This is a genomic window from Pseudomonas sp. KB-10, from assembly GCF_018221585.1.
Taxonomy (GTDB): domain Bacteria; phylum Pseudomonadota; class Gammaproteobacteria; order Pseudomonadales; family Pseudomonadaceae; genus Aquipseudomonas; species Aquipseudomonas yangonensis.
On record NZ_QYYB01000009.1, the window covers coordinates 87,576 to 105,450 of the forward strand.

14 protein-coding genes are annotated in these 17,875 nt (G+C 65.1%); 7 read left to right on the forward strand and 7 right to left on the reverse strand.

From position 1 onward, the window contains the following. The first annotated feature begins 12 nt into the window (after positions 1–12). The 4 genes from nhaD (at position 13) to rlmF (ending at position 4,971) form a co-directional block, all read left to right on the forward strand. Entirely contained in the window at positions 13–1,389 is a 1,377-nt protein-coding gene (gene nhaD, locus DXK50_RS21865; protein ID WP_161867552.1) for a sodium:proton antiporter NhaD, read from the forward strand. 36 nt (positions 1,390–1,425) lie between these two features. Then, positions 1,426–1,722 carry a winged helix-turn-helix domain-containing protein gene (locus DXK50_RS21870; RefSeq protein WP_212631717.1) on the forward strand — a complete coding sequence of 99 codons (297 nt, stop codon included), beginning with the start codon at positions 1,426–1,428 and terminating at the stop codon, positions 1,720–1,722. Between the two features lie 262 nt (positions 1,723–1,984). Then, positions 1,985–3,814 (forward strand): SLC13 family permease, encoded by a 1,830-nt coding sequence (locus DXK50_RS21875; RefSeq protein ID WP_212631777.1) that lies wholly within the window; start codon positions 1,985–1,987, stop codon positions 3,812–3,814. A gap of 158 nt (positions 3,815–3,972) precedes the next feature. Next, the gene (rlmF, locus tag DXK50_RS21880; RefSeq protein ID WP_212631718.1) at positions 3,973–4,971 is read left to right on the forward strand and encodes a 23S rRNA (adenine(1618)-N(6))-methyltransferase RlmF; all 999 of its coding nucleotides are present in this window, start codon (positions 3,973–3,975) and stop codon (positions 4,969–4,971) included. A 247-nt stretch (positions 4,972–5,218) separates the two neighbouring features. Here the strand turns inward: rlmF and DXK50_RS21885 are convergent, their stop codons facing one another. The 6 genes from DXK50_RS21885 to sbcD form a co-directional block, all read right to left on the reverse strand. Next, the gene (locus tag DXK50_RS21885; protein WP_212631719.1) at positions 5,219–5,761 is read right to left on the reverse strand and encodes an isochorismatase family protein; all 543 of its coding nucleotides are present in this window, start codon (positions 5,759–5,761) and stop codon (positions 5,219–5,221) included. Positions 5,762–5,763: 2 nt separating this feature from the next. Beyond that, positions 5,764–9,198: an AAA family ATPase gene (locus DXK50_RS21890; RefSeq protein WP_212631720.1), complete on the reverse strand. Its 3,435-nt coding sequence runs from the start codon at positions 9,196–9,198 to the stop codon at positions 5,764–5,766. A gap of 58 nt (positions 9,199–9,256) precedes the next feature. Beyond that, positions 9,257–9,622: a hypothetical protein gene (locus DXK50_RS21895; protein WP_212631721.1), complete on the reverse strand. Its 366-nt coding sequence runs from the start codon at positions 9,620–9,622 to the stop codon at positions 9,257–9,259. A 69-nt stretch (positions 9,623–9,691) separates the two neighbouring features. Beyond that, a complete protein-coding gene (locus DXK50_RS21900) occupies positions 9,692–10,789 on the reverse strand; it encodes a GGDEF domain-containing protein (RefSeq protein ID WP_212631722.1) in 1,098 nt (365 codons plus the stop codon). A gap of 251 nt (positions 10,790–11,040) precedes the next feature. Next, the gene (locus DXK50_RS21905; RefSeq protein ID WP_212631723.1) at positions 11,041–12,000 is read right to left on the reverse strand and encodes a quinone oxidoreductase family protein; all 960 of its coding nucleotides are present in this window, start codon (positions 11,998–12,000) and stop codon (positions 11,041–11,043) included. A gap of 356 nt (positions 12,001–12,356) precedes the next feature. Next, positions 12,357–13,571, reverse strand: a complete 1,215-nt coding sequence (sbcD, locus tag DXK50_RS21910) for an exonuclease subunit SbcD (RefSeq protein ID WP_212631724.1) — start codon at positions 13,569–13,571, stop codon at positions 12,357–12,359. Positions 13,572–13,784: 213 nt separating this feature from the next. On the opposite strand from sbcD, the gene DXK50_RS21915 reads away from it, so the two are divergent. After that, entirely contained in the window at positions 13,785–14,585 is an 801-nt protein-coding gene (locus tag DXK50_RS21915; protein ID WP_212631725.1) for a 50S ribosomal protein L11 methyltransferase, read from the forward strand. A gap of 3 nt (positions 14,586–14,588) precedes the next feature. Continuing rightward, positions 14,589–15,938, forward strand: a complete 1,350-nt coding sequence (locus DXK50_RS21920) for an APC family permease (RefSeq protein ID WP_212631726.1) — start codon at positions 14,589–14,591, stop codon at positions 15,936–15,938. A 6-nt stretch (positions 15,939–15,944) separates the two neighbouring features. On the opposite strand, the gene DXK50_RS21925 is transcribed toward DXK50_RS21920, so the two are convergent. Next, the gene (locus DXK50_RS21925; RefSeq protein WP_024309293.1) at positions 15,945–16,364 is read right to left on the reverse strand and encodes an Lrp/AsnC family transcriptional regulator; all 420 of its coding nucleotides are present in this window, start codon (positions 16,362–16,364) and stop codon (positions 15,945–15,947) included. A gap of 123 nt (positions 16,365–16,487) precedes the next feature. Here DXK50_RS21925 and yjeH point away from each other — a divergent pair, with 123 nt between their 5' ends. Continuing rightward, positions 16,488–17,741 (forward strand): L-methionine/branched-chain amino acid transporter, encoded by a 1,254-nt coding sequence (gene yjeH, locus DXK50_RS21930; protein WP_212631727.1) that lies wholly within the window; start codon positions 16,488–16,490, stop codon positions 17,739–17,741. Positions 17,742–17,875: the final 134 nt, after the last annotated feature.

Genomic DNA, 17,875 nt, shown 5'->3' on the forward strand with positions numbered 1-17,875 from the left:
GGAACTCCGAACATGTATGCGTTGATGGCACTCGTCTTCGTCCTCGGCTACCTGTGCATTGCACTCGAGCACCCGTTAAAGATCGACAAGGCAGCCTCAGCCCTGCTCACGGCCGTGATCGCCTGGACCCTGCTGGTACTCGGTGCGGACAGCATTCTGCCGATGCTCGGAACCGGCACGGCCGGGGCCAGCACCAACACTCATCACGTGGTCGAGGAACTGCGCCACCACCTGGGTGAAATCTCCGAAATCCTGTTCTTCCTCATGGGCGCCATGACCATCGTCGAGCTGATCGACGCCCACGAAGGTTTCAAGGTCATTACCGACCGCATTCGCACGCACAAGCGCGTGCACCTGCTGTGGCTGGTGGGGCTGATCACCTTCTTCCTGTCCGCCGCACTGGACAACCTGGCCACCACCATCGTGATGATCTCGCTGCTGCGCAAGCTGATCGCCGACCGACACGAGCGCTGGTTCTACGCCGGAATCGTGGTCATCGCCGCCAACGCTGGCGGCGCCTGGTCGCCGATTGGCGACGTCACCACCACCATGCTGTGGATCGGCAATCAGGTGACCGCCACCGGCATCAGCGCTGCCCTGTTCCTGCCCAGCCTGGTTTGCCTGCTGGTGCCGCTGCTGATCATGAGCTTCGTCCTCAAGGGTGACGTAGCCGAACCGCGCATCAAGGAAAGCGCCGAGAGCCGCCGTGACCCGACCACTCCATTCGAACGCAACCTGGTGTTCGCTCTCGGACTGGGGGCGCTGGTCTTCGTGCCGATCTTCAAGACCATCACTCATCTGCCGCCGTACATGGGCATCCTGTTCGGCCTCAGCCTGCTGTGGATCACCACCGAAATCATCCACCGCAGCAAGAACAGCGAAGAGAAGGACCCGCTGTCGGTGGTCGGCGTGCTGCGCCGAATCGACATCACCAGCGTGCTGTTCTTCCTTGGCATCCTGCTCGCGGTCTCGGCACTGTCCAGCGCCGGTCACCTGATCCAGGTGGCGACGCTGCTCAAGGACAGCCTGGGCAGCGTCTACAGCATCGCCATTTCCATCGGCATGCTCTCGGCCGTGGTGGACAACGTGCCGATGGTCGCCGGCGCCATGAAGATGTATCCCCTGATCAGCCCCGAAACGCTGGCTACCGCTGCGGCGGAAGAACTGCCCTGGCTGCGCAACTTCGTGGTCAACGGCAACTTCTGGGAAATGCTCGCCTACTGCGCCGGCACGGGCGGCAGCTGCCTGATCATCGGCTCGGCTGCGGGTGTGGCGGCCATGGGCATGGAGAAGATCAACTTCATCTGGTATCTGAAGAAGATCACCGGCCTGGCCTTCGCCGGCTACCTGGCCGGTGCTGCAACCTACATGCTGCTGTTCGCCGCCTGACCCGCGGCGGCACACCAACAGGTACAGGGAGTCGCCATGCAGACGAGCAAGACCCGCACCAGCTTTTATCGTCGCCTTTACGTAGCCTGGCTGATCGACAGCGGCCAGGCCGTCAGCGTCCCCGCGCTGATGGAGGCCACCGGCATGCCGCGGCGCACCGCGCAGGACACCCTCGCCGCACTGTCCGAGCTGGATATCGACTGCCAGTTCGAGCAGAACCAAGGTGAGCGCAACAACGCCGGCCACTACCGGATTCACGACTGGGGGCCGATCAACAAACGCTGGATCGCCGCCAACCTGCAGCAGATCAAGGCGACGCTGGGTTATCCCTGAGATAATCGCGCCTTTACTTCAGAGCGCTTCTAAAAACCTAGGCGAGGCAGTCAGCACAAGGCACAACGACCAGCGGGAGTAACGGCCGAAGGCTGGCCCGAAGGGCGAGCGCCAGCGAGTCAAGCAAGCGAAAAACGGTCGGAGTCGCGCTCGACTTTACGAGCTGTAAATGAGCATTTTGATCGGACTCGCGCACGAGCTTGTTTTTAACGCAGTGATGACAACGCAGGTAGTTTTAGAGGCGCCCTTCATGGGATATGCGATGAATCCGGACCTGCTCTGGGTGCTCGGCCTGCTGGCCGGCGCCATCACTCTCTTCATCATCGGCAAGCCGCGCATGGACGTGGTGGCCCTGCTGGTGCTGGTCGCCCTGCCGCTGACCGGCGTGCTCGACCTGCAGCAGACCCTGGCCGGTTTCAGCGACCCCAACGTCATCCTGATTGCCGCGCTGTTCATTATTGGCGATGGCCTGGTGCGCACCGGCATCGCCTACCGCCTGGGCGACTGGTTGGTGGCCAAGGCTGGCAGCAGCGAGACGCGGCTGCTGGTTCTGCTGATGCTGGCAGTGGCCGGGCTGGGTTCGGTGATGAGTTCGACCGGCGTGGTGGCGATCTTCATCCCGGTGGTGCTGGGCGTGGCTGCGCGCCTGCGCATCGCCCCAGGCCGGCTGATGATGCCGCTGGCTTTCGCCGGGCTGATCAGCGGCATGCTCACGCTGGTCGCCACCCCGCCAAATCTGGTGGTGCACGCCGAACTGCGTCGCGCCGGCCTGGACGGCTTCGACTTTTTCGCCTTTACCCCCATCGGCCTGGCCGTGCTGGTGCTCGGCGTTGGCTATATGCTGGTCGCTCGCCGCTGGCTGGTGCGCAATGAGGCCGACGGCAACGCCGAGCCGCCGCGTCTGACACTGGCCGACCTGGCCGAGCGCTATCGCCTGAGCGAACGCGAGCGGCGCCTGCGGGTGCGCACCGACTCGCCCCTGGCCAATCAGGTGCTCAACGAGTTGCAACTGCGCCGCGACCACGGCATCAATGTCATCGCCATCGAACGCCGCCAGCGCCTGCGCACCCTGCTGCTGATGGCCAGCGGCAATACCCTGCTGGAGCCGGGCGACGTGCTGCTGGTGGACATCGCCAGCCCCACCATCGGCCTGCTCGGCAGCTACCAGACATTGGGGCTGGAGCCCATGCCGCTGCCGCATTCGTATTTCAGCCTGCATGCCCACGAACTGGGCCTGGCCGAGGTGGCGCTGCCGCCGGAATCGCAGTTGCCCGGCAAGACCATTCAGGAGCTGGGCTTTCGCTCGCGGCACAAGCTCAACGTGGTCGGCCTGCGCCGCCAGGGCCAGGCGCTGGAAGGCGTGCTGGTGGACGAGAAACTCAAGGCCTCCGACACCCTGCTGGTGGCCGGCGCCTGGCGCGACATCCACCGCCTGCAGGGGTTGAGCCGCGATTTTCTGGTGCTCAGCCTGCCGGCGGAAGTGGCCGAGGTGGCGCCGGCCGCGCGCAAGGCGCCCTATGCGCTGCTCAGCCTGGCGGTGATGGTGGGTTTGATGGTCAGCGGGCTGGTGCCCAACGTGCAGGCCGCGCTGATTGCCTGCCTGCTGCTGGGCGCGTTTCGCTGCATCGATCTGGACAGCGCCTACCGCGCCATTCACTGGCCGACGCTGATCCTTATCGTCGGCATGCTGCCTTTCGCCCAGGCGCTGCAGCAGACCGGCGGCGTCGAGTTGGCCGTGCAGGGACTGGTCGGCGGCCTGGGCGATGCCGGGCCGCATCTGATCCTGGCCAGCCTGTTCGTCCTCACCGCGGTGATCGGCCTGTTCATCTCCAACACCGCCACGGCGGTACTGATGGCCCCGGTGGCCATCGCCACGGCGCAGGCGCTGGGCGCCTCGCCGCTGCCCTTCGCCATGACCGTGGCACTGGCGGCGTCGGCAGCGTTCATGACGCCGATCTCCTCGCCGGTGAACACCCTGGTACTCGGCCCCGGCCAATACCGCTTCGGCGACTTCGTGCGCATCGGCGTGCCCTTCACCCTGCTGGTGATGATGGTCAGCGTGCTGCTGGTGCCGCTGATCTTTCCGCTTTAACGCGGAAGATCATCGAGCGTAGGAGCGAGCTCTGCTCGCGAAACTTTTGCCACCAGCCAGCTTCGCTGAAGGTCAACGAATTCGCGAGCAGAGCTCGCTCCTACAAAGCCCGGCCCGACTATGGGAAAATCCCGCGCCCGACTCACCGATACCCGTTCATGCCCCAGCCGCCGAAACGCCCACGCAAGCCCGCCTCCGCCGCCGTGAAAACCGCTCCGGCCAAGGGCGAGCTGCATCCACGCAACCGTCACCAGGGCCGCTACGACTTTCCTGCGCTGATCGAGGCCAACCCCGAGCTGGGCCGGTTTGTCATCACCAATCCCTATGGCAAGCCGAGTATCGACTTCGCCAACCCGGCGGCGGTCAAGGTGTTCAATCGCGCACTGCTGGCGCAGTACTACGGCATTCGCCACTGGGACATTCCCGATGGCTACCTGTGCCCGCCCATTCCCGGCCGCGCCGATTACCTGCACAACCTCGCCGATTTGCTGGCAACCGACAATGACGGGCAGATTCCCCGTGGTGCCGGTATTCGTGCGCTGGACATCGGCGTCGGTGCCAACTGTATCTACCCACTGATCGGCCACTGTGAATACGGCTGGCGTTTCATCGGCGCCGATATCGCCCCGGCCGCGCTGGCCTCGGCGCGCGCCATCGTGGCGGCCAACCCGCAACTGACGGGGGGCATCGAGCTGCGCCAGCAGGCCAATGCCGAGCATATCTTCCTCGGTCTGCTGCAGGCGGACGAACGCATCGATGTGACCTTGTGCAACCCGCCCTTCCATGCCAGTGCCGAGGAGGCGACTCGCGGCAGCACACGCAAATGGCGCAACCTCGGCAAGCTCGACCCCAGACGCAAACTGCCGGTGCTCAACTTCGGAGGTCAGGCCGCCGAACTGTGGTGCCCGGGCGGCGAGGCCACCTTTCTCAAGCGCATGGCCAGCGAGAGCGCCCAGGTAGCCAGGCAGGTGCTGTGGTTCAGCAGCCTGGTATCCAAGGGCAGCAACGTGGAGTTGCTGCAAGGCTGGCTGGCCAGTGCTGGCGCGGCGGAGGTACGCATCCTCGGCATGTCCCAGGGACAGAAGCAGAGCCGCCTGGTGGCCTGGACCTTCAAGGATGCCGGGCAGCGCTGCGCCTGGCGCCAGGGAGGCGCCTGAGTCCGCCCTACAGCGTTGTTCTGCAGGAGCGGCTTCAGCCGCGAAATGCCCAGCCTAGAAAACCGCCGCAAACCGTGGGAGGGGCTTTAGCCGCGACAAACCATCGCCGCTAAAGCGCCTCCCACGACAGTTGACTCCGCAAACCTCGTAGCCCGGATGCAATCCGGGGCCTGCCGCCGCGAGTCCCGGCTTGCATCCGGGCTATGGTTCCGTAGGAGCGGCTTCAGCCGCGAAATTCCCCGCTCACTCAGCGAATAAACCCCTTGCTGACCTCGCGGAACACCTCCGTCCCCGCCTGCTCGAGCCACTCGAAGGCGACCATTTCGCGCGAGACGATAACCGCCCCGGCGCGCTCCATGCGCGCCAGGCCCAACGCCTTGTCGCGCAGCCGGCGCGAGCCGACGGCTTCGTCCACCACGAACACCTCGCGCCCGGCCGCCAGCAGACCGAGCACGGTCTGCAGCACGCAGACATGGGTTTCCGTGCCACAGACGATGAACTGCCGGCGCTCGCCGCCCGGCAGATCGAACAGCCCGGCCCCGCCAGTCGCCGAGAAATGAATCTTCTCGCGCAGCCCCTCGCCCGGCAGCAGCGCACGCAGGCCGGCCTCGGTCGCGCCGAGGCCCTTGGGATACTGCTCGGTGGCGATCACCGGCACCTGCAGGTGCTGCGCCACCTGCACCAGCCAGGCGGCCTGCTCGACCACCGCCGCGCCGCCGTTGATCGCCGGCAGCAGCCGCTCTTGCAGGTCGATCACCAGCAGGGTGGAATCCTTTGCTCGCATCAGCATCGCTACGCTCCTTCCTTCACCGCAAAACGCGCGTCGAGCCGGCTGTAGCCGAGGCCGACGCCCTTGTGCACCCGCAGCTGTACGGGGATGCGTTCTTTCATCGCCTCGACGTGACTGATCACGCCGATGGTCTTGCCGCTGGCGTTGAGGTTGTCCAGGGCATCGAGCGCCACTTCCAGGGTTTCGCCATCGAGCGTACCGAAGCCCTCGTCGAGAAACAGCGAGTCGATACTGGTCTTGTGGCTGACCAGATCCGACAGCGCCAGGGCCAACGCCAGGCTGACCAGGAAGCTCTCACCGCCGGACAGCGTGCGGCAGTCGCGCGCCACGTCGGCCTGCCAGGTGTCGCACACCTCCAGCTCCAGTTCGCCGCTGCTCTTGCGCGCCAACTGGTAGCGGCCGTGCAGGCGGGTCAGTTGGCGATTGGCCAGATGGATCAGGTGATCGAGGGTCAGGCCCTGGGCGAACTTGCGGAACTTGGCGCCGTCGGCCGAACCGATCAGGCCGTTGAGCTGCTGCCACAACGCGTGCTCGCTCTCCTGTGCAGCGATCTCGGCGAACAGCGCCTGCTGGCTGCTGCGCCGCGCATCGTCAGCCTGCAACTGGGCGCGCAGCTCGCCCTGGCGCTGGCTCAGCTCGCGCAAGGCCAGCTGCAGCGCCTGTAGCTGCTCGTCCAGCTCGGCCAGCGTCAGCTCGGTCCGCCGCGTCGTGCTCAGTTGCTGCCATTGCGCGTCGGCGGCAGCCAGCAGCGTCGTCGCCTCGGTAAGGGCTTGCTGCAGACGCGCCTGCAAACTCGTCAGACGCTCGCGCTCGTCCTCGTCCAGCAGCGCGGCGAGAAATGCCTGCAGGTCAGTGAAGGGGCTGGCCGCCAGCGCCCGCTGCCAGCGCTGCTCGGCTTCGCTCAGGCGCTGCTGCAGTTGCTGCAGCAGGCTCTGCTGGCTCTGCTGCCGGCCACGCAGGGCATCGCTTTCGCGCTGCGCGCTGGCCAGGCTGTCGATGGCACCTTGCAGGGCTTGCTCGGGCTGGGCCACTGGCTCGGGCTCGATCAGTGCCTGCGCCTGTTCGCCCTGCCAGCGCTGCTGCCATTGCTCGGCCCGGGCCTCGGTTTCGACGAGCAGACGCTGGATTTCGCGCAGCTGCTCCTGCAGCTGTTGGTCTTGCACCTGGGCCTGCTGCCAGTCGCGCCAGGCACTGGCCTGCTCGGCCAGCCAGGTGTCGGCGTGCGCCGGCAACTCCGAGGCGAAGCCGTCGAGACTGGTCAGCAGCGCCTGATCGTGATGCCGCAGTTCCTGCTCCAGCCCCTGCAGACGCTCGCCCTGTTCGCGTTGACGCGCCAGCAGGTTTTCTTCATCGCGCGCCAGCAACGCCTGGCGCTGCCGAGTATCGGCCAGGGTACGCTCGGCTACTTCACGCGCATAACGCAGCTGTGCCAGCTGCGCCTGCTGGCGCTCGACGGCTGCGAGTCGCTCCTGCAGTTGCACCACGCTCTGCTCGTGCTCTCGCTGCAGCTGACGCAGCGCGGCGCCATCGGCGACCTGCAAGGCCTGTTCGGCCAGTTGCTGCCGCCACTGCGCCTCCTGCTGAGTGGCCAGTTGTTGGGCCTGCTCCAGTTGCTGCTGCAGCTGGGCGATCTGCGTGGCCAGACGGGTCAGCTCATCGCGCAGAGTGCCGCCCTGGCTTTCCAGCTGCGCCAGCTCGCTGCGGCACTGCTCCAGCGCCTGGCGCGTGGCGGAGACATTGAGCGCCTGATACTGGCTGACCGCCGGGTGCTCGTGCGAGCCGCACAGCGGGCAGGCTTCACCTGCCTGCAACTGAGCACGATAGGCTTCCAGATCCTGAATGCGCTGCTCCTGCTCCAGCAGCTTTTCCTTGTCGGCGGCCTGCTGCTTGAGCACCTTGTAGCGCTCGCGCAGACCGGTGATTTCATCGTTCTTGGCGGCGTGCTGCGTTTGCAGCTGCGCCAGGCGCGGGGTCAGCTCGGCGATCTGTTCGGCCGTCTGCTCGCGGCTCTGCGCCAATTGCTCCAGGCGATCCAGCGCCCTTCCCTGCACCTGCAGCTGCTGCCAGCGCTGCCGCAGCCCGGCCTCGTCGTCCGCGCCGAGCAATGCCTGCAGCTCGCTGTGCTGTCCGGCTTCGCGGGCTTGCGCCTGCTCCAGCCGCGTCGCCGCGCCCGTCTGCTGCGCGGCGAGCTGATCACGCTGCTGTTGCAAGGCAGCGAGCTGCTCGCGCTCCCGCGCCATGCTCTCGCGCAGCGTCTGCTGCCGCATGAGCAGCTGCCCGCGCTGATCGAACTGAGCACGCCAGCCCCCTAGCAACTCGCCCAACCGCGCTCGCTGTGGCGCATCGCTCAGGCGTGCTTGCAGAGCGTCACGCTGCTCGGTCAGACGCTGTTGTTCGCTCTGGCGCAGGCTCAGGCATTGCCAAGCGTAGCGGCTGGCCAGCCAGAGCTGCTGATGTTCGCGCTCGCTGCTGTGGCGCTGCTGCGCCTGCAGGTCGTCCAGCTCCTGCTGCGCCTGCTGCCGGTCCTGCTGCAGCTGTTGCCAGCTCTGATACAACGGCTGCAGGCGCGCGGCCGGTTCACTGGCGGCCAGGCGCTGCAAATCATCGGCAGCGTCATTGCGTGCCTGCTGCGCCTGCTCCAGTCTCAGCCGCGCCCGCTCGCATTGCTGCTCGGCCTGTTGCAGGGCTTCGCGCCAGCGGCGCTGGCCCTGCAGGGCCTGTTGCTGCGCCAACAGCGGCGCCTCCTCCTGGTTCAGGCGCTGATGCTCGGCCTGCAATTCGGCGCGCTGCGCCTCGTCCAGCAGCTCCATGCCCTGAGCACGGCTTTTCAGCAGGTTCAGCGCCTGCTCGGACGCCTTGGTGCGCTCGTAGACCTGCTGCGAGATCAGTCCATACACCTCGGTACCGGTCAGTTCCTCCAGCAGCTCGGCACGCTGGTTGGCGTTGGCCTCGAGGAAGGCCGCGAAGCCGCCCTGGGCCAGCAGCATGGATTTGGTGAAACGCTCGAAGTCCAGGCCGGTCAGCTCGGCGGTAAGGTGTTCCTTCTCGCGAATCTTGTCGGTGAGGATTTCACCGTCGGCAATGCGCGCCAGCTCGACCTTGGGCGCCTGCAATGCACCCTCGACCTTGTCCCGCGCGCGGCGCTGGCTCCAGAAGGCGCGATAGCCCTGCCCTTTCACCTCGAATTCCACCTCGGCCAGGCAGTCGGCGGTGTGCCGGGTCATCAGCTCGTTGCCGCTGGCCGACAGCGTGCTCATGCGCGGTGTGCGGTGGTACAGGGCCAGGCATATGGCATCGAGCAGTGTGGTCTTGCCCGCGCCGGTCGGTCCGGTAATGGCGAACAGGCCGCTGCCGGCGAAGGGCTCGGCGGCAAAATCGATCTTCCATTCGCCCTTGAGCGAGTTGAGATTCTTGAGGCGCAGGCTGAGGATTTTCATGCACAGGTCGTAAGCCGTTGAAGGCGTTCATTCTGGCATATCTGTGTGGCGTAACGGCTCAATCGCGGCAGTAACCCTCGCCGCTGCGCACGGTCAGGCAGTTCTGTTTGTCCAGCAGCCATTTCATGCCAGTGGCCTCACCGTCGGTGGCACGAATGCTCTCCACTACGCCATCGCGAACGAAGACGATCTTCGCTCCCTGCGCACGGCCAACGAAGCGTCGCGGGCCGTCGAGGTTGGCGATGGTCAGCCGGTAGTCGGCGGGCGTACCGCTGATCTCCAGATAGGTGCCCTCCGGGCCGTTCCAGCGCCCCAGCCATTGCTCGGTCAGCCTGGCGTCCTGCTCGCTGGAGTCTTTCGCACAGCCAGTGAGCAAGAGGGAAACGGCAGCAGTCGCGAGAAGAAAATGCGCAGGTCTTTGCATGAAGGTCTCCACAGCAATGGGGGTAGTCGCTTTCGACCAGAGCGGCTCATGGCCGGTTCAGGTCTGTACTCAAAGGATCTCGATACGGTCGCGGCCATTGGCCTTGGCCCGGTACATGGCCTGATCCGCACGCTCCATCAGGCTGTCGAGGCTTTCACCCGTGCGGTATTCGGCAATGCCGAAGCTTGCGCTGTTGCGCTCAACGCGGTCGAACGAAAAGCCGTTGATGCGCTTCTGCAGCGCCTGCACGGCCCGCATCGCATGCTCTGCATCGGTCTCGGGGAGGACGATGAGAAATTCTTCGCCGCCGAGTCGGCCGACTTTATCCACGACCCGCACACCGTCGCGCAGCAATCCGGCGAATTGACGCAGCACGCTGTCCCCAATCGCATGACCGTGCGTGTCGTTGACAGTCTTGAAGTGGTCGATATCGATCAGCACCACCGAGAACGGCGTGCCGTAGCGGTTGGCCCGTGCAGCTTCTTCGACGAGAAAGTGCAGGGTACGCGCGCGATTCCACAACCCGGTCAGGCTGTCGATGCTGGCGCTCAGGACCAGGCTGTCCTGATGCAGGAACATGCGTTTGTATGCCTTTTCCAGCAGAAATGCGCTGAGCAGGCCGAAGGAGAACGAGGCGAGAATCCAGATCAGGTGCAGGCGCTGCATGCCCGGCTGCAGCGAATCGCCGAGAGTGACGAGGAGAATCACCAGCACCGACGCCGAGGCCGTTGCGCTGGCCTGACGCAGGGTGAGCCCGGAAACGGCGAAGGTCCACATCAGGTTGAGGTAGATCTCCGGTGCGTAATGGACGAACAGCGGTGTGCCGTAATTGAAATAGAGATTGGCTGCCGCCGTACACACGGGCGCCACCATGAGAATGGCGAACATGGTGCGCTGGCGGCTCGGCTGAAAACTCAACAATCCAACTGCCAGCAGCGCTCCGGGCACCATCAGCCCGTGCACGATGAAACGAGCCCATACCTGCTCGCTCGCCACGTTCTGCTCGATGGCGGCATAGATCAGGTACAGCGCCATCGTCAGGAATGCGACGTAGCGAATCTGCGGAATCTTCGCCTGCAGGTACCAGCTGACGAACGCCTGCCGAGTCGTCTCGGGCGCCCCGTGCAGGGGGTTCAGCGCACGTATCAAGGAATTCAACAACGGCACCTTTGCACCTCTGCCAAATGGCCATCATCCACAGCATAGAACGCCTGCAGCGGAACAGACCACAAGACGAGGCCTGAGGGCTGCGGGGAAGGAGGAGCGCAGGCGGGCCGAATCCACGCCCCGGCAACTGGAACGGTCAACCCAATTGGTCACAACGAAGCGGCTTCAGCACTGGCCAGACAGGGCAAAACTGGGAAGAGGCGCGGTTCACCGCTGTGAATGAGCGTTCGAATTCCTGCTCAGACCGGGTTTCACGGTGTGATGACGATGCGCCCGAGCGGCTTCTCCTTCTCGGCATATTCATGGGCGGCGGCAACCTCCGATAACTTGAAAGTTCGCTCGATGACGCTGCGAAGACTGCCCGTAGCGATGCCTTTCAACATGTCGTCAACACTCGAACGTACGGAGGGTCTCTCGAAAAGGGTCCCCATGAACACGCCCAGGAGTGTCTGGTTGGCCTGCATCGGTGGCCACAGGTCAGCTGTCAGGCTGCCGCCCCCCGCATTACCGACAAAGACAAGACGGCCCTCATGCGCGAGACAGGAAAGGGAGGCCTGCAGAGTCTTTCCAACCGGATCGATCACCAGGTCGACGCCTGCGCCCTCCGTGAGTTTCTGAACGGTTTCCACCACGTCACAGTTAGCGCGGTCTATTACGTGGTCAGCGCCGAGTTCGATCAGGCGATCCTGGCGCTGTGCCCCGCTTGCTACCGCGATAACCCTCGCGCCCGATCGTGCTGCGAGCTGAAGAGCTGCAACCCCTACTCCACCGGCAGCCGCCTGGATGAGAACCGTCTCTCCCGGTTCAAGTGCGCCTCGCGTGAACAGACAGTGGTAAGCGGTTCCAAAGGAGATCGGGACAACTGCAGCATCCGAGGCATCCAACTCATCGGGTATGCGCCAGGTTCGTGACTCCGGCACAGACCAGAGTTCCGCATGCGAACCCTGCATACTGAAGGCGACTACCCTGTCCCCGACCTTGCGGTTTCTGACCTGCGCACCGATCTCGATCACAGTGCCGGATGCCGCATAACCGACCACCCAGGATGGATGGGGCGGCGGTGTAGAGCGACGGTTGATCAGGTCACCCCCCTCGAGCGAAATGGCCTCAACGGAAATCAGCACATCGCCGGGTCCAATTGCGGGTGTTGGAAGATCGATGTATTTCAGAACACTAGGGGCGCCGGGTGTATCGTAGACTGCTGCTTTCACAATTTATCTACTCCTCGTCCGAATCAAGCTGTGGATGAGTGCGCTCAACCTGCTTCGACTGGAGCAAGTTGTCGGCATCAAGTCGGCCTCAAGATCCGCTCCGGCTACCGTATTCCGGTAGCGAAACGACACTGATTCAGAACGTCGACTTCTCGACGTTGTTCCATCGGATTTGGATAAGTGAGCCTACGCAGGGAAACTGGCCCGTCATTCTGGCCCGACTTCCCGCGCCGCTTTCAGGCGACGATTTGATCGGAACAGGTTCGCCATCTTGCGCTTGGCGTTGAGTGGCGGATGAACCGGGTCAGGAGCGTGTCGGCACAGGTCGCGCGCCAGCGAGCAAGCGCGCCAGGCCTCTAAGCCTGCGGCAGCGCTTCCAGTACCTGCCGATACAGTTCTTGCAACCGCTGGCTATCGTCCTCATCCAGCGTTTCCTGTTGCAGTCTGCGTGAGAAGACATCTTCCACGGACAGTTCGTCCAGCGTCTCCCGCGCTTCGCTGGCCAAGCTGGCGGTCGCCGTGCCACGCTCGCGGCGAATGCGCAGCACGTCCACTGGCAGCCCTTCGCAGAGCGCGTTGATGCGGCTTTGCAGGTCACTCAGGTAGTCGTCGGTGCTCACCTGCACTTCCAGCCAGACCGGGCGCTCGGGTGTGCCCTGTTCAGCGGCCGCAGCGATGGCACCGGCCAGCTCCTTGAGCGAACCGCGCAGGCTGGCCATGGGCTGGAACACCGGTACGGGCAATGGCGTGATCGATTGCAGCGCGGCAGCACCGAAGTCCAGCAGCAGCACCTCCTTCTGCTGGCGCGCCTCGTCGAAGGACAACGCGATCGGCGAGCCGCTGTAGCGGATGTGCTCCAGGCCGCCGACCTTCTGCGGGCGATGAATATGGCCGAGGGCGATGTAATCCGCAGGCGGGAAGGCGCTGGTGGGGAAGGCCTCCAGGCTGCCGACGTAGATTTCCCGCACCGATTCGCTGGCACTGGCGCCCACCGTGGTGAGGTGGCCGGTGGCGATGATCGGCAACGCCGAACCAAGCGCCTCGCGCTGGCTCAGGGCCAGCTGGTACAAGGCCTGATAATGCTCGGCAACGGCCTGCTGCAGCGACTGCTGCTTGTCCTGCGCGCTCTGCCCGGCCTGGCTGGCCATGACCTCGCGCGGGCGGATGAAGGGGATGGCACATAGAATCGCGCCCGGCACGCCTGTGCGATCACGCAGCACCAGCACCTGCTCGGCCGGATCGACACCTACGCCAGGCACCACCTGGGTACCCAGTTGCGCCAGCAGGCTGCGGCTCTCGCCGAGCATGGCCGGCGAATCGTGGTTGCCGCCGAGCACCACCAGGGCACAGCCGGCATCGCGCAGGTCGACGACCAGCCGGTAGTACTGCTCGCGGGCGTAGCTGGGCGGCGCCCCGGTGTCGAACACGTCGCCGGCAATCAACAGCACGTCCACTTCATGCCCGCGCACCTGTTCCAGCAACCAGGCGCAGAAGGCCTGATGCTCGGCCTGACGGGTCTTGCCCATGAAATGCTGGCCCAGATGCCAGTCGGAAGTGTGCAGGATGCGCATGCGAAAACAACCAAAGCGAAAAACCCGCCTACAGTGCCTGCACGGCCAGATACTGGCAATGCCGAGCGCGGCATTACATCCCGTTACACAGCCGCAGGCGTTGCGGCTACGGGTCTGAAGGGCATTCTTGCCCGATCCTGCCGCATCTCGAGACGAACCTAGGCCCCACTCGCCAGTCGGAAAAAAACCGCCACCCGTGAGGAGCCCTTCCCGATGAGCGTTCCATCCCTACGCAGCTTCGCCTCCCTCACCCTGCCCGTCGGATTGCTGGCCGGTCTGCTGATCGGCCCTGCGCAGGCCCAGCAACCACCGCGTCTCGACGTGCCCTACGTACCGACGCCGGAGCCTGTCGTCGCGCACATGCTCAAGCTGGCGGAAGTCGGCCCGGACGACTACCTCATCGATCTGGGTTCGGGCGACGGTCGCATTGCCATCTCTGCAGTGCAGGATCACGGCGCCAAGGCCGCGCTCGGCATCGATCTGGACCCCGAGCGCGTCAGAGAAGCCAGGGGAAACGCCGAGCGCGAGGGCGTGACCGACAAGGTCACCTTCGAGCAGGGCGACCTGTTCCAGAAGGATATTTCCGAGGCCGACGTGCTGACCATGTACCTGCTTTCCACGGTCAACATGCGCCTGCGCCCGGTGATTCTAGACACCCTCAAACCCGGCACCCGAGTGGTGTCGCACGCCTTCAGCCTCGGTGACTGGAAGCCCGATCAGAGCGACGTGATCAACGGCAGCTCGGTATTTCTGTGGATCGTGCCGGCCAAGGTGGCGGGTCAGTGGACCCTCGAACTCGACGGCAAACGTTATCAGGTCGAACTCGATCAGCGCTTTCAGAGAGTCACGGGTACGGTGGAAGGTCATCCCGCCGGGCTCAGGGGCCAGCTGAAGGGCAACGAACTGCACTTCACCCTCGACGACCGGCTGTATGTCGGCCAGCTCAATGGCGACCGCATCGAGGCCGTGCCGGCGGAAGGCGCGCAGCAGGGTTGGGTCGCATACAGGAGCTGAACCATGACCTCGCCAGCCTCCTCCCGGCGTGCCGGGCTGTCGGTCGTCGATGCAGTTGCCATGCTGGTCGGTGTGGTGATCGGCGTCGGCATCTTCGGCCTGCCGCCGCTGGTGGCGCAGCATGCCGGCAGCGCCGAGCTGTACCTCGCGTTGTGGCTGGTGGGCGGTTTGGTGATGCTGATCGGCGCCCTGTGCTATGGCGAGCTGGGCGCAGCGCACCCGGATCAGGGCGGCGAATACCATTATCTGAGCCTGGCCTGGGGCCCGCAGATCGCCCTGCTGTTCGCCTGGGCGCGCGGCACAGTGATCCAGACCGGCGCCATCGCCGTGGTCGCTTTCATCTACGGTGACTACGCCCAGCGCCTGCTGCCGCTCGGCGAGTATGGCAGCGCCTGGCATGCAGCCTCGGTGGTGGTGGCGCTGACCCTGCTCAATGTGCTCGGCACACGCGAATCGCGACGCGCTCAGGTGTTCTTCACCGGGGTGACGGTGCTGGCGCTGCTGTCGGTGGTGCTCGCCGGACTGGCGTTGGCCGAACCGCAACAGACCAGTGCCAGCAGCGCCCCTGCCGGCGGCAGCCTGGCGGGGATGCTGGGCATGGGCATGGTCTTCGTGCTGCTCACCTATGGCGGCTGGAACGAGGCGGCCTACCTGTCCGGCGAGCTGCGCAATCCGGCGCGCAACATGAGCCGCGTACTGCTGATCGGTACTGCGCTGGTGACCGCCATCTACCTGCTGGCGAACCTGGTCTTCCTGAACATTTTCGGCCTCGACGGGTTGCGCCAGAGCGACGCCGTGGCGGCGGATCTGATGAGCATCGTCGCCGGGCCGAGGGCCGAGGCACTGCTGGCGGTGTTCGTCTGCCTGACTGCCCTGAGCACGCTGAACGCCACCCTGTTCACCGGCGCACGGGTGTATTACGCCCTGGGCCGCGACGTGCCGCTGCTCGCCTTCATCGGCCGCTGGAACGAGCGCGGCGCCACGCCGGTGCGCGCCTTGCTGCTGCAATGCGTGCTGACCCTGCCGCTGATTCTGTTCGGCGCGCTGAGCGCGAACGGCGTGGAGACCATGGTCGCCTATACCGCTCCGGTGTTCTGGCTGTTCATGTTCCTCGTCGCCCTGGCGCTGATTCGCCTGCGCCAGCGCCAGCCCTGGGTACGCCGGCCGTTCAGCGTGCCGCTGTATCCGCTGACGCCCATTCTGTTCGCCGCCACCTGCCTCGGCCTGCTCTATTCCAGCACGCTCTATGCCGGCAGTGGCGCGTTGCTGGGGCTGCTGGTACTGGGGGCCGGCCTGCCGTTGCTGGTCCTGCAGCGCCCACTACCGGCCCGGCAAGGCGAGCATGCCGAATGAGCTGCGCTACATTGCCCAGTCCTTGACCACCACGTGGGTCTTGACCTTCTGCATGCCGGGGAACGCCTCGATAACACTGCGCACCTCACTCAGGCGCGTCATGCTCGGCGCTTCGATGAACACCAGCATGTCGGTTTCCCCGCTGATACCGCTGCAATGGCGCACCTCGGGCAGCGCGCGCATGTGCTCGACGTACTCCTCGCAGCGCCGGCCCTGATAGAAGAGCTCGAGGAATGCCTTGACCCCCGTCTCGCCAGCCTCGGCCACCTGCGCGTGGTAACCGCGAATCACCCCGCTGCTTTCCAGATGGCGAATCCGCTCGCTGACCGCCGAACGTGACAGATTCACCTCACGCGCGATCTGGCTGACGGAGGTGCGCGCATCGCTGCGCAGCAGGGCGAGGATCTGGCGATCGAACTTGTCCACGGGGGCTTCTCGGGCGGCAATCAGTTTGACGGAGAAAACCGCCAATTCGTCGGCAAAAGGCGACAGCCTGCAAGCGGCCGGCGCTCTACCATGGCGGTATCGCAAAAAGGATGAGCATACCCCATGAGTCGCTTGAACAAGGAATTGGGCCTGCTGCAGGGCATCGCCCTGCTCAGCACTTCGCTGCTCGGCACCGGCATCTTTGTCGTGCCGGCATTGGCTGCCACCGCTGCCGGTGCGGCCTCGCTGTGGGCCTGGTTGCTGTTGATCGCCCTGGTGCTGCCGGTGGCCTTCACCTTCGCCCAGTTGGGCAAGCGCTTCCCGCACGCCGGTGGCGCGCCGCACCTGATCGGTCGCGCCTTCGGTCTGCGCATGGAGGGCGTGAGTGCCCTGCTGTTTCTCGCCGTGCTGCCGGTCGGCCTGCCGGCTGCCCTGCATATCGCCAGCGGTTTCTGGCTGGCCCTGTTCGGCCTTGATCGCAGCGGCCTGCTGCTGATCGAACTGGCTACGCTGGGCGCCATCCTCCTGCTTGGCCAGCGCCCGCCGAAAGCTTCGGGCATGCTGCAGGGGCTGATCGCCGTGGCCATCGTCGCCAGCGTGGCGCTGATCTGGTGGGTCGGCGATCTGCCGCGCGCCAGCCAACCGCTGCTGCCGGTGATGGACGGCCAATGGCACCTGTTGCCGACGGCGCTGGGGGTGATGTTCTGGTGTTTCGTCGGCATCGAGGCATTCACCCATCTGGGCGAGGAGTTCAAGCGCCCCGAGCGTGACTTCCCGCTGGCACTGCTGCTCGGCGTGCTGCTGGCCGGCCTGGTGTACTGGGCCTGTTCGGTGGCTGTACTGAGCTTTGCCACCTATGGCGACGTGCACAGCGACACCACTGCCCTGCCCCGCCTGTTCTCCCTGCTGCTCGGCGAGCAGGCGCGCGTACTGGTGGCGGTGCTCGGCTATCTGGCCTGCTTCGCCTCGATGAACGTCTATATCCAGGGTTTTGCCCGGCTGATCTGGAGCCTGGCCGACGAGGGCCGCCTGCCGGCCAGAATGGCTGCGCGCAATCGCCATGGCGTTCCCGGCAGAGCGTTGCTGCTGGTGGTGATCAGCTGCGCACTGTGCACCACGCTTTCGGCGGCGTTGAACCTGTCGGTGGACGACCTGATTCGCTATGCCAACGGCAACTTCGTGCTGATCTATCTGCTGAGCATGGCGGCCGGCTGGGTGCTGCTACGAGGTATCTGGCGCCTGCTGGCCGGGCTCAGTGCGGTGCTCTGCGCCGGTCTGTTACTGACGCTCGGCAGCGATGCGCTGTATGCCGTGGCGCTGCTCGGCGCGTTGCTGCTGCTCGATCGCCTGCGCGTCATGCACAAGGCCATAACCTAGCGCAGCGGCCCGCGCCACGCAACCTGCACCTGCGCGGCAGTTCAGGGTCAAAAACGGCGTAACCCATGTAGCGTCGCAGTCGGGCGTGACCTTCGTCGCTCAGGGGTTCTATCCTTGAATCGATAACGCCGAAA

Excerpts from the sequence above, each read along its gene's own strand:
- nhaD (WP_161867552.1), top strand. The coding sequence starts at position 13 with ATGTATGCGTTGATGGCACTCGTCTTCGTCCTCGGCTACCTGTGCATT.
- DXK50_RS21870 (WP_212631717.1), top strand. The coding sequence starts at position 1,426 with ATGCAGACGAGCAAGACCCGCACCAGCTTTTATCGTCGCCTTTACGTA.
- DXK50_RS21875 (WP_212631777.1), top strand. The coding sequence starts at position 1,985 with ATGAATCCGGACCTGCTCTGGGTGCTCGGCCTGCTGGCCGGCGCCATC.
- rlmF (WP_212631718.1), top strand. The coding sequence starts at position 3,973 with ATGCCCCAGCCGCCGAAACGCCCACGCAAGCCCGCCTCCGCCGCCGTG.
- DXK50_RS21885 (WP_212631719.1), bottom strand. The coding sequence starts at position 5,761 with ATGCTGATGCGAGCAAAGGATTCCACCCTGCTGGTGATCGACCTGCAA.
- DXK50_RS21890 (WP_212631720.1), bottom strand. The coding sequence starts at position 9,198 with ATGAAAATCCTCAGCCTGCGCCTCAAGAATCTCAACTCGCTCAAGGGC.
- DXK50_RS21895 (WP_212631721.1), bottom strand. The coding sequence starts at position 9,622 with ATGCAAAGACCTGCGCATTTTCTTCTCGCGACTGCTGCCGTTTCCCTC.
- sbcD (WP_212631724.1), bottom strand. The coding sequence starts at position 13,571 with ATGCGCATCCTGCACACTTCCGACTGGCATCTGGGCCAGCATTTCATG.
- DXK50_RS21915 (WP_212631725.1), top strand. The coding sequence starts at position 13,785 with ATGAGCGTTCCATCCCTACGCAGCTTCGCCTCCCTCACCCTGCCCGTC.
- DXK50_RS21920 (WP_212631726.1), top strand. The coding sequence starts at position 14,589 with ATGACCTCGCCAGCCTCCTCCCGGCGTGCCGGGCTGTCGGTCGTCGAT.
- yjeH (WP_212631727.1), top strand. The coding sequence starts at position 16,488 with ATGAGTCGCTTGAACAAGGAATTGGGCCTGCTGCAGGGCATCGCCCTG.